The sequence below is a fragment of the Methanohalophilus sp. WG1-DM genome (genome assembly GCF_004104135.1).
In the GTDB taxonomy this organism is placed as follows: Archaea; Halobacteriota; Methanosarcinia; order Methanosarcinales; family Methanosarcinaceae; genus Methanohalophilus; species Methanohalophilus euhalobius.
Genome location: NZ_RRBA01000019.1, coordinates 15,698 through 27,282, shown reverse-complemented (window position 1 = coordinate 27,282; position 11,585 = coordinate 15,698). Strand labels below are relative to the sequence as shown.

Sequence of the window (11,585 nt, the reverse complement as noted above, 5' to 3'; positions counted from 1 at the left end):
ATAGAACTATTTCTTACAGGAAAGATATGGCATAAATCAGCAGGCGTGCCGGACATCCGGCTTAGAAGTTGATTACAAAAAAAGCATTTTTAATAAAAAACCCGGCAAAAAACTCACTCTGCCAGCCTGTCCTTCACATCCCGGATACCTTTCAGCTGGTCCAGACACCCGATCATCTCAAGGCTTTCGTAGATCACCTCCCATGCACAGTCCTTCTCGGTATCGACCTCGCATTTTTGCCGTCCATGGAACCGCCGCAGGAACCGTTGAGAAGTTCCTTGGGACACTGGGCCGCGGGACAGACACCGCCGAACTCGGCGATGGTGCACGGGCCGCACATGGAACAGAGGTGATGAATGATACGATCCTCTGCCATGGCACCCAAGGAATCGGTGTTGTTGGCAGGATAGACATCAACATCCACAAAGCGGGCGATGTTGGAAGTGCCGATTCCGCATCGGCATCCTTAAGGTTGGATGTCATCGCGATCTCCAACTCTCCTCCAGCATGACAAAGAACCTCACTAAAGGGTTATGGAAGATGAGATCATCATGATTTATTCAGATAGAAGTATTCCGCGTCAGATTCCTGTTTCAGTGCTTCTTTTATCAGATATGATATCATTGGAAGGTTTCTTGCCCTTATTTATGTAATTCTAAAACATTCCTTAACAAAAAAGATTGCAGTTACGATAAACACAACCCCAATACCTATACTTATATAATAGATAGGTTCTACATTAAAAAACGGTACCCACCAATAACCGGATGGAACCCCGATGGTACGCACACCAAAATTAACAAAAAGCATTCCAAAAGATACGCAAACAAGAGATAAAATGAAAGATAATATTTTTGTTTTGAAGATATTATTTTTGGATATCATTTCTATTTTCCATTTTCTTTGATTTTAATTAAAAGTTTTCAACTTTACAACTCCAAGCCCCATTTCAAAAAATTAAGAAGGGGATGACAGAATAAGTAAGTATTTAAATCATCCCATTCCAACATTTAAAATTGAGAAGCTGTCAGGCTATTATCCCACACAAAATCATAGGGTGAACCATACGGTCTTCTCTCTTCACAAGCTCCATTTATTGATTGAGAACCTTCATAGTTACCTACCCATTCTACTGTATATTTACCAGCATTTCCTATCTGGCACTCCCCGGGCTTGGGTCTTACTTTGTCTTGATGAAGTACAAAATCACCGGATATTCCGCAATTAACCCCTTGATACACAGCACCAAGATTGACTGTTACAACTTCCTCGTCACCTATAATATCTGCATCAGGCGAATAAACAATCAGGTCATAATTAGAGTTGCCAATATTTACTTTGTTGCAAAAATCACGGAGATTTGAGTCATCACCTAAGGGTTCTGTATTTTCTCTATTTTGTGCTGAACTCCATTGCCAATAATAATAATGTTCTCTACCTAGTTCATCAGTTTTATCTAACTTATAGAGGGCGACCAAATTATCAGAACTTGCCATCACAACCCCATTGGAATTTTTTACTTCCAGATGCTCAGTCCACGAATTTACATATTGTATGTTCTCTTTATCATATGGAAGTGAATTTTTCAAACCTACTTCCGGTTCTATTCCAAAAACACCTGCATCTCCGTACTTTTGTTTCATTTTATCTACATATACCTCAAATTCTTTTTCAGATAATCCCGGAGTTTCAGGAGTTATTGTTTTACTCGCTTTTGCCACAAGCACATGATCACTTTTATTGAGATTTTCTTCAATATCCATCACTTCAAGCGATTTATCATTCATGTGCTCTGCACTCACTGCTGGTATAAATGCCATGCTAACCAACAACATTGCTGTTAGCATTGCACCTATTCCAGATTTGACATTCATTTTCATTTACTTTTACCTCTTTGATCTACTAAACCACAGAGGCAAAGCTACGTTTATATACTACAGAAAACAAATTCGAACCCTGCCTCCGGGTACAGGGTTTCAGTTATTCCGTCAAGACTGGCTGAACCCCACTAACATCTTTTTATGATGTTGCATTATGTTCTAACTATGTCACATAATAAATAATTTCTGACCATATCGTCAAACTGAAAGTGAACGGTTGAATACATAAGAAAGTACTATTTCTTACAGGAAAGATATGGCATAGATCAGCAGGCGTGCCGGACATCCGGCTTAGAAGATGATTACAAAAAAAGCATCTTCAATAAAAAGCCTGGCAAAAAACTCACTCTGTCAGCCTGTCCTTCACATCCCGGATACCTTTCAGCTGGTCCAGACACCCGATCATCTCAAGGCTTTCGTAGATAAGTTCTCAGGCAAGTAATTTTCAGTGAACAGAGAATAAAATGAATCTTTTACAAAACTGAAAGTTATTATTTGGATATCTTCAACATTGGGTGGACAACTAAAATTATGTATATCTACCTTTCAAGCATCATGGAATTCAAAAGATTGTGCAGGAGTATGATCTAGATTGTACACATTTGCTTGCAGGACGTTAAAATTACCCACACGATGTTAATGAGAACCTATTTTTCTATAATTAATATGAGACCCTTAAAATACAAAAAAATAAAAGAAAGTGTTTTATTTTCCACTTTCAAGTACATCCGTCACGCATTTCTCAATTTGTGTAGTATTGGAATTGTAGTACACTCCGTTAATTTGAACAATATCATCACCTACAATAGTAATTGTTGATATTCGTTGTCCCCCTTCATAAAAATTGAGGGCATACAAATATCCACCAAGATCTTTTTGCTCCTCCATTTTTGTGAATGGAAAACCGGAAATACAATTTACCAGATTGGTTATTTCGCTTCCATCTTTTATATCAATCGAATCCCCGCTTAATCCGTTTATGATCGATATTTTAGTTACATCTGCATAACTAACGTTCAGTATTTCAGATCGTATGTCTTTTTCAGGTTCATCTGTGGTAAATTCAGTGAAACCCACTAAACCGATTATGACAATGAATAGCATCACCACGTGTATTATTTTGACCAATTTTATCTCGCTCCACTACCTTTCCATAAAAATAAAAAGTTAGAGAACCTGCTTTGCAACAGATTCTCTAATATTTTTATTAATCAATATACACCATATCGTCAATATAACCATCCACAGCCACATTGACATTATTTCCACCCCATCCATTATTAATTATCATGTACTTGTAGTTGATAAGTTCGACATATCCATGAGCAATTAACCAATGGTTAGTATACGTTGGATGATTAACTGTGAGAACAATTGCAGGTTTATCTGAATTGATAAGAGATTTCAATTTGCTGAAACTAAAAGAATATCTAGAATCTGCGCTGTAATCATCATCCAGGTTCTGATCTTCTAAGTAATCATTTAGTCCGTTCTTAATTGTTAAAGCAGTCGTTCCTTGGTTTGGAATATAGCCACCATTAATTATGAGGCTCAGTAAATCATCTTGGTTTTCGTTGGATGAATCAACAAAGCCATCATAATGTTGATCATCAAAATATATTAGCGTGATACCAGCAGCTATAGGTCCACAGAATATGTTGTCATCTTCCCATGTTCTCAATGAACCGTCCAACGATCCACTACCTATAGATCGTCCACTCATCCTATTGTTTAAGGCTTTCAGATCAGCAAGTTTCTTATCTTTGTCTGTACTCGCAACTGTATAAACATATTCAGGAGTTACTGTTTCATCTACGGCATTTCTCATTCCGATCTGGAATAACTCTCCTTGCTTATCTTCCATGTAGGCAAGGGGACCATTGTAGACATATGTTTTATCACTGTCACTAAACGGAGATTTGCCTTCTAATGAAAATTCAGGAACAGAAAGGTCATTTACATTAATTATAATGTAGCCACCATTCATCATTGAAAATGACACTGCTTCCAACTCACCATTCAGATTATTCAGTGGAATGGGGCTAATTAATTCCTTTGATTCACCCATAATATTCAGGAATAGTTCACCATATTCTTTTTCTGTACTAAATTCATTCTCCTGCCCCACGGCAGCCGGTACAATTACCATGGTTGCAACAAACATTGCAATTAGCGTTAGCGTTGCAATTCTTATTTCTTTTGTTCTCATGTATTTACCTCTTTGATCTACTTAAACCACAGAGGCAAAGCTACGTTTATATACTACAGAAAACAAATTCAAATAAATGATTTCTGACCATATCGTCAAACTGAAAGTGAATGGTTGAATACATAGGATAGAACTATTTCTTACAGGAAAGATATGGCATAAATCAGCAGGTGTGCCAGACATCCGGCTTAGAAGTTGATTACAAAAAAAGCATTTTTAATAAAAAGTCCGGCAAAAAACTCACTTCGCCAGCATGACAAAGAACCTCACTAAAGGATTTGGACGATAGGGTCATCTTGATACCTTCAGATCTTTCTCATATAACGGTATTCAACATCAGATTCCTGTTTCAGTGTATCTTTGATGAGTTTTGATACCAACGGAAGGTTTCGTGCCTGGCATTCCAGCTTATCGGCAAGTCTTCTGACCTGAAGCAATGTGCCCATTACAATTACATCGGTCCACTCGGCCTCGTGGGAAACAGCATCACGTTCAAGCGCTGCATCCCCGCCGCGTGCCAGAATCTCCTGCTTGATGATCAGGGCCTCGGTAGTGGTAATGTTACTGATACGCAGTACACGGTTCACGGTCTTATTCTTCATAATGGTGGAACCCGTTTCGGTAACACCGATATTTTTCATCACAAGAGCTGCATCATCGGGGTTTGTGATGTCAAGCACACTGACCTCAAAACCCTTTTCCTCCACGACCGGCTGTCTGCCCCGTATCGCCTCGGCTATTCGTACAGCATCCGTTGTCGCAGCCACATCGTGGGTGCGTATAATGTGCGCCCCTTTATGCACAGCAATTGCGGTTGCTGCCAGACTTCCATATAATCTTTCAGCAGCAGGCTTGTTCAGGACCTCTCCTATGAAGGATTTGCGGGAAAGAGCTGCAAGAACCGGTTTGCCAAAAAGCTGCAGACGTTCAAAACGGTCAAATGTCTCAAAATCGTATGTCGGATCTTTTTCGGGGACCCATTTACCAATAGCGGGATCCAGAATTAATCGATCCGTATCAATACCCTTCCCTTCACAAAGCTCAATGATTGCCTCCAGGGAATCCATAACCGCATCCATCCCAAGCACGTCACCCGGTACTTTCCGGGAGGCCATTACAACAGCAGGACATTCATGGTCTGCCACCACATCCGCCATGTTTACATCAGTCATGAAACCGGAAACATCATTTACAAGGTCAGCGCCCCTGTCAAGACACTGGTCGGCAATATCCGCAAACACGGTGTCCACTGAAAGAACAGCATCCACGTTTCCTGCAAGAGCATCTATTGCAGGAAGTAATCGTTCCCGTTCTATTTCCTTGCTTATGGGTTCTGCAAGGGGCCAGGTGGAGCGGCCGCCTATATCAAGCACGGTTGCACCTTCCTCCACCATTGCAGAAGCAGCATCAATGAGGGAATCTTCCCTGACAACAGATCCCTTGTAAAAGGATTCATGGCTTAGGTTCAATACACCCATCAATCTTACGGGGTGGTTGTCTCCTACATTTAGTCCACATATGTCAACATCGACTACCATTGAAACTACCAGCTGATTTTATATTTGACAGGATAATTACTCAATTTTCTTTGCAGCAAAGGTCACATGGGTCAGAAGCGTGGCTATGGTCATAGGTCCCACGCCCCCTGGCACCGGTGTAATAAATGAGGCTTTATTCACAACATTTTCAAAGTCCACATCACCATATATCTTGCCTTCTTCTTCGGTGATTCCCGCATCAAAAACAACAGCTCCTTTTTTGACCATATCTTCTTTGATGAGATGCTTGACACCGGCTGCAACTACAAGTATATCGGCACCCGCGGTGTAACTTTTAAGATCTTTGGTGTAAACATGACATACCGCCACTGTAGCATTGCGGTTTAAGAACATTGCTGCCATGGGTTTACCAACTACATTACTGTGACCGACTATCACAACATCTTTTCCTTCAATGTCTACATCATAATATTCAAGAGCACGAATTATCCCCGCAGGCGTGCAGGGAACAAAACCCTCGTCGCCGATCATCAGGTTGCCCATGTTATAGGGATGAAACCCATCCACATCCTTTGCCGGATCAATAGCCTGCATGGCCTTTTTTGCATCCAGATGTTGAGGCAAGGGCAACTGAAGCAGTATACCATGAATATCTGCACGCGTGTTCAGATTCTTGATCCTATCCAGCAGTTCCTTCTGGGTGATAGAGGCGTCGAGCTTCTGATCCTCCGCATAAATGCCTACCCTGTCACATGCTTTATGCTTCAGTCGTACGTACAATTGCGAGGCGGGGTCCTGTCCCACAAGGATAGTTGCAAGGCCGGGGACCATACCGTCATCAGCCTTCATAGAAGCTATTTCTTCTGTTAATTCTGCCTCAATCTGCTTTGAAATCGCTCTGCCGTCTATGATTCCCTGTTTAGCTTCACCCGCCATTTAACCACCTTAGAGATGCTTGTAGATCGGGAAGTCGCTGCACAGCTGCTGTACATCAGCATTAACCTGATCCAGTACATCCTGATCTTTTGGATGCTGGATTACTGTTTCTATGAAGTTAGCAACATCTTCCATCTGAGCCTCCTTCATACCACGAGTGGTGACCGCAGGAGTACCTGCACGCAGACCGCTTGTGATGAACGGACCCCGGGTTTCGAAGGGTATAGTGTTCTTGTTGATAACAATCCCACCATTACTCATATAGGTCTCAGTCTCCTTACCGGTCAGATCATATTTGTTGAGATTGATAAGCATAAGATGATTATCCGTGCCACCGGCCACTATATCAAAATCACGGTCTATCAGACTTGCACAGAGAGCTTTTGCATTTTTTACGGTCTGTTTCTGGTCCTGCTTGAACTTATCCGAAAGAGCTTCCTTAAATGCAACTGCCTTGGCAGCAATAATATGCATAAGAGGACCACCCTGGAGACCGGGGAAGACTGTTTTATCCACACCTTTTGCATATTCTTCACTACACATGACCATCCCCCCACGGGGACCCCTCAGTGTTTTGTGTGTGGTTGTTGTTACAAAATCAGCATATGGCACCGGACTTGGATGTTCACCAGCTGCAATCAGGCCTGCGATATGAGCAACGTCGGCAAGCAGGTATGCATCCACAGAATCAGCGATTTCCCTGAAGCGCTTGAAATCAATCGTGCGGGAATATGCAGAAGCACCGGCCACTATCATCCGGGGTTTTTCTTTTTTTGCCATTTCCTCAAGGGCATCATAATCCAGCTCTTCGGTATCCTCTGCTACTCCATAGGGTACAACATCATAAAGTTTACCTGAAAAACTTACAGGACTTCCGTGGGAAAGGTGCCCTCCGTGGGAGAGATCCATTGCCATTATCCTGTCACCTGGATTGAGTACAGAGAAGTAAACAGCCATATTGGCACCTGAACCTGAATGCGGCTGGACGTTCACATGCTCGGCACCAAAAATTTCCTTGGCCCTTTCAATCGCCAAATCTTCTGCAATATCAACAAAATCACAGCCTCCGTAGTACCTCTTACCGGAGTAACCTTCTGCATACTTGTTGGTCATAATGGAACCCTGAGCTTCCATCACCGCCCTGCTTGTGTAATTTTCTGATGCTATAAGGTTGAGTTTATAGTCCTGTCTTTCGGCCTCAAGCTCCAGTGCTCTGGCAATATCGGAATCTGTTTCTGAAATATAAGACATATTGTTCCTCCTTGTATCTTTGAATTTATGAAATAATCATAATATATGTACACGTCTTCCTTTTACGTACAGTCTACCTTCGGCAAACAACTTAACTGCTTCGGGGAAAATAATATGTTCCTGTGCAAGTATTCTTTCAGAAAGGGATTCTTCTGTATCTGAATCAAGTACAGGTACACTTTTTTGTAGAATAATCGGGCCGGAATCCATCCCTTCGTCAACAAAATGTACAGTGCAACCTGTGATTTTTACACCATAGTCCAGCGCCTGTTTTTGGGCATGCAGACCTTTAAAAGAAGGCAAAAGGGCAGGATGAATATTCATGATCCTGTTACTGTATGCATTTATCACATCGGAACCTAGAATTCGCATGAAACCAGCAAGTAAAAGCACATCTGTACTGGATCTTGCAAGAACGTCCAGAAGTGCACTATCTAAATCTTCTTTGGATTGATAAGCAGCCGGGTCGATAAAAACAGCATTTATGCCGTGATTCATAGCCCTTTTAAGACCATAAGCGTCCTTATTATCACTTATAACCACACTGACATTGGCATTTGGGATATAACCACTTTCTACATTATCAATAATTGACTGTAGATTAGAGCCCCTGCCGGATATCAGGACTGCAATGTTGAGAGTCATTGCCCATCCTAAAGGAATTGCCATATATTATAGTTTTGGAAAAAACAATACGAAAATCAATAATCAACACTCTCACTGGCTCTTTCGCTTATAAGGTCATCCAATTCCTCTGAATCAGAAAGAGAATCCAATTCCTTTCTTTCAATCAGGACTGTGTGTTCTACCGATGTAATTTTACTTTCTCCTTCAATGATATAAACCGATCTTGTACGTGTGATGGTAGATATATTGCTCATCAAATGAGCTCGCTTTACCATCGCATTGCTGTATTTACTTACTCCGGTAAGGAAAGTAGTGGAACAGTCCCTGGAAACTGCATTAAAAGGTGCCTGGGATATTGAAAGTACATCATAGCCTAGCCCGTAAATGAAACTCAGGATACCATTTGTAGGAGGGTGCAAGGTGCCATTTTCATCAGTTTCCTGACGGGAACGGTGAAACGGACCCAAAATATCAATGGATTTTGCAAGCGCCACATCAAGCAACTCTTCCAGTTCGAGTACAACATCAATGGAAGCATCCATACAGCCTTCCTCATATTTACTGATGGTACGCCGGGATACTCCCAGATGTGACGCCAGGGAACCAATGGACATCGAAAGTTGACTTCTGGCATCCCGCAGCACATCACCATCAATGGAAACATAGAGACCCCCGGGAGCCGCTGAAATCAGAGGAGGTATACCTTCTACAAAATAATCATATAGAGTCTGGACATTAAGAGCAGGAATCTCATACCGGACATAGACTACGCTATCTTCAAGCATCTGATCACGCGTTTTTGCCCCAATCAGCATCGGAGTACCACCGAGATATCCTGCCAATGCTTTCATTTCAGATGCTGTTTCTTCATTCAGGCTATCAATATTATATAATGCCTTACAGAAAAGAAGTACATCATCCTGCCTTGCTGCCAGATCAAAACTACGAGGTCTAATGTTACAGCGGCTAGATACAGTAAAATTACTCTTTTCCAGTACATCAATGATTTGATGTATTAGAATGTCTTTTGTCATGACAAACTATAATGTCCTTGCACATCTATATAAATATATCTACCCACAAATGCATGATTGAAAAACATGATCATAAGCTTTGATGATACAGATTCCCGCAGTCTTGGGATGTGCACCACATACCTTGGTGCTCTATTGATGGATGAACTTAAAGTATATGGTAAACCCGCCGGTCTGCCCCTGCTTATAAGGTTGAATCCCACCATACCCTTCAAAACACGGGGTAATGCTGCAGTTGCGATCAAAATAGAAACATCTGAACCTGAAAAGATCAAAAAACATGTAATACAGAGAATAGAAGAACTGGCACAGATGGAGGATGAAAATACAAATCCGGGGGTGGTCTTTCTCGAAAACAATAATAATAATGAAGTTAAGACTGTTCTGACCACCTTTTTCAAACGCGCTGTGCAACACGTAATCACCATCCAGGAAGCAAAGGGGATCATTGAAAAATACGAACTTGATGCCAGAGGGTACAAAAACAGCCGTGGTCTGATAGGAGCATTGGCCGCCTGTGGTGCCATGCTGGAAGAAGAGTGGGACCACACTTATGAATACCTCTCCTACAGGCGGAAAGAAGCATGGGGCACACAGCGATTTGTAAATGAAAATAGCGTTATCCGGGCAGATGATGCCACCTATCCCCATACATGGGACAACCGTGATATTACAAACAATCTGGTAGTCTGCATACCTCATTCACCAGACCCTGTCCTGTATGGCATTCGGGGACAAACGCCCGAATATGTTTCCCATGCCGCCTCCATGATAGAGGGAGAAGTTACCGAAAGATGTGCAATCTATAAGACAAATCAGGGAACTGATATGCATCTGATTCCAGCAGAAAGCATCAGTAAACTGCAGGACATGGAATCATACATAATCCAGGGATTTGTAGCTTCAATTCCCCGTACAATTGAAGGAGGGCATACCCTATTCCTTTTCAGGGACAAAGAGGGAGAGGAAATGGAATGTGCCGCTTTTGAACCCACAAAAAACTTTCGTGAACTTGTTCGTAAACTTATCCCGGGAGATCATATCACACTACATGGAAGTGTCAAGAATAAAACACTCAATATTGAAAAAATTGATGTGATAGAACTTGAGGAAAAATACAGGAAGGTCAACCCCCTGTGCCCTAAATGTGGGAAGAGTATGAAATCTGCCGGCAAGGGACAGGGATATCGATGCAGGCGTTGCAAAACACGGGCATATATAGCCACAAAATCTAAAGTTGAAAGAGGAATAAAAACCGGAATGCATGAGGTCCCCCCCTGTGCCCGCAGACATCTTTCAATGCCTCTTATCCGGAAAGAAGGAAAGAATATTCACCCTTCAAGGTAATTTCAGATCCTTATATCTGCAAGGTCACCTACGGGAGGCATCATTCGTTTGTGCATATTGGAATCGACACGCTGGAGAAGTTTGTCCAGCTCGGCCTCTGAGACACCACATTCTAAAGCCACTGCACCGGCCTCCTCTCCTGCAAGCATTTTTATCAGGATGTTGTCGATTGTATCATAGGAATGCCCCAATTCATTTTCATCTGTCTGGTCTTCCCAGAGAGCGGCTGACGGGGATTTGTCAATGATTCCGCCGGAAACACCTGTTATTTCCGCCATTTGGAAAACTTCAGTTTTATAGAGGTCCCCGATTGGTTCGAGGTCCACCCCGCCGTCGCCGTACTTGGTATAGTAACCCAGCAAGATTTCGGTCTTGTTGCCGGTACCTGCCACAAGTCTGCTGCCAAGATTGGCATAATAGTAAAGAATAGACATCCTGATCCTGGCTTTCAGATTGCCGTTGACGTATTTGTTAGAAGGGTCAGACCCTGGCATATTTGCAAGATATGTTTGAACAATTCCCCCAATATCAATGGTCCTGAATTCAATCCCGAGTCCATGGGCCACCTCGGTTGCATCCAGTACATCTTCCGGCGGTGTGACATTCAGTTCAGGCAGATGCAGCCCCAGTACATTCTCAGCACCAAGTGCTTCCACTGCCAGATGCGCCACAAGTGCAGAATCCACCCCACCGCTGATACCTACAACAGAACCGGTTACACCGGCACCTTCACATTTCTTGCGAATGAAATCTACTATTCTTTCCTTTGCTTGCAGAATGTCCATTTATATCCACCTGAGGT

Annotated in this window: 12 protein-coding genes; 1 reads left to right on the top strand and 11 read right to left on the bottom strand. The window is 42.3% G+C overall.

Annotation, left to right across the window (positions count from 1 at the left end):
• Nucleotides 1–113: 113 nt before the first annotated feature.
• The 10 genes from CI957_RS11120 to CI957_RS09730 all read right to left on the bottom strand — a co-directional run bounded on the left by CI957_RS11120 (nucleotide 114) and on the right by CI957_RS09730 (nucleotide 9,436).
• The gene (locus CI957_RS11120; protein WP_277749695.1) at nucleotides 114–197 is read right to left on the bottom strand and encodes a hypothetical protein; all 84 of its coding nucleotides are present in this window, start codon (nucleotides 195–197) and stop codon (nucleotides 114–116) included.
• A complete protein-coding gene (locus CI957_RS09775; protein WP_253247326.1) occupies nucleotides 194–376 on the bottom strand; it encodes a methylenetetrahydrofolate reductase C-terminal domain-containing protein in 183 nt (60 codons plus the stop codon). Before CI957_RS09775 ends, CI957_RS11120 begins: the two co-directional genes overlap by 4 nt.
• A gap of 634 nt (nucleotides 377–1,010) precedes the next feature.
• On the bottom strand, nucleotides 1,011–1,880 hold the full coding sequence (locus CI957_RS09765) for a hypothetical protein (RefSeq protein WP_096712115.1): 870 nt from the start codon (nucleotides 1,878–1,880) through the stop codon (nucleotides 1,011–1,013).
• A 705-nt stretch (nucleotides 1,881–2,585) separates the two neighbouring features.
• Nucleotides 2,586–3,008, bottom strand: a complete 423-nt coding sequence (locus CI957_RS09760; RefSeq protein WP_128754763.1) for a hypothetical protein — start codon at nucleotides 3,006–3,008, stop codon at nucleotides 2,586–2,588.
• Between the two features lie 79 nt (nucleotides 3,009–3,087).
• On the bottom strand, nucleotides 3,088–4,089 hold the full coding sequence (locus CI957_RS09755) for a hypothetical protein (protein ID WP_096712117.1): 1,002 nt from the start codon (nucleotides 4,087–4,089) through the stop codon (nucleotides 3,088–3,090).
• Nucleotides 4,090–4,394: 305 nt separating this feature from the next.
• Nucleotides 4,395–5,627, bottom strand: coding sequence for a dihydropteroate synthase (gene folP, locus CI957_RS09750; protein WP_128754762.1), 1,233 nt, complete (start codon nucleotides 5,625–5,627; stop codon nucleotides 4,395–4,397).
• A gap of 36 nt (nucleotides 5,628–5,663) precedes the next feature.
• Nucleotides 5,664–6,524, bottom strand: a complete 861-nt coding sequence (locus CI957_RS09745; RefSeq protein WP_128754761.1) for a tetrahydrofolate dehydrogenase/cyclohydrolase catalytic domain-containing protein — start codon at nucleotides 6,522–6,524, stop codon at nucleotides 5,664–5,666.
• 9 nt (nucleotides 6,525–6,533) lie between these two features.
• The gene (gene glyA, locus CI957_RS09740) at nucleotides 6,534–7,775 is read right to left on the bottom strand and encodes a serine hydroxymethyltransferase (RefSeq protein ID WP_128754760.1); all 1,242 of its coding nucleotides are present in this window, start codon (nucleotides 7,773–7,775) and stop codon (nucleotides 6,534–6,536) included.
• Nucleotides 7,776–7,811: 36 nt separating this feature from the next.
• On the bottom strand, nucleotides 7,812–8,420 hold the full coding sequence (gene purN / locus CI957_RS09735) for a phosphoribosylglycinamide formyltransferase (protein ID WP_128754759.1): 609 nt from the start codon (nucleotides 8,418–8,420) through the stop codon (nucleotides 7,812–7,814).
• 56 nt (nucleotides 8,421–8,476) lie between these two features.
• Nucleotides 8,477–9,436 (bottom strand): transcriptional regulator, encoded by a 960-nt coding sequence (locus tag CI957_RS09730; protein WP_096712122.1) that lies wholly within the window; start codon nucleotides 9,434–9,436, stop codon nucleotides 8,477–8,479.
• A 66-nt stretch (nucleotides 9,437–9,502) separates the two neighbouring features.
• Between CI957_RS09730 and CI957_RS09725 the strand changes: the two genes are divergently transcribed.
• On the top strand, nucleotides 9,503–10,783 hold the full coding sequence (locus tag CI957_RS09725) for a tRNA(Ile)(2)-agmatinylcytidine synthase (RefSeq protein WP_128754764.1): 1,281 nt from the start codon (nucleotides 9,503–9,505) through the stop codon (nucleotides 10,781–10,783).
• A 2-nt stretch (nucleotides 10,784–10,785) separates the two neighbouring features.
• Here CI957_RS09725 and CI957_RS09720 read toward each other — a convergent pair whose 3' ends face one another.
• On the bottom strand, nucleotides 10,786–11,568 hold the full coding sequence (locus CI957_RS09720) for an NAD+ synthase (protein WP_128754758.1): 783 nt from the start codon (nucleotides 11,566–11,568) through the stop codon (nucleotides 10,786–10,788).
• Nucleotides 11,569–11,585: the final 17 nt, after the last annotated feature.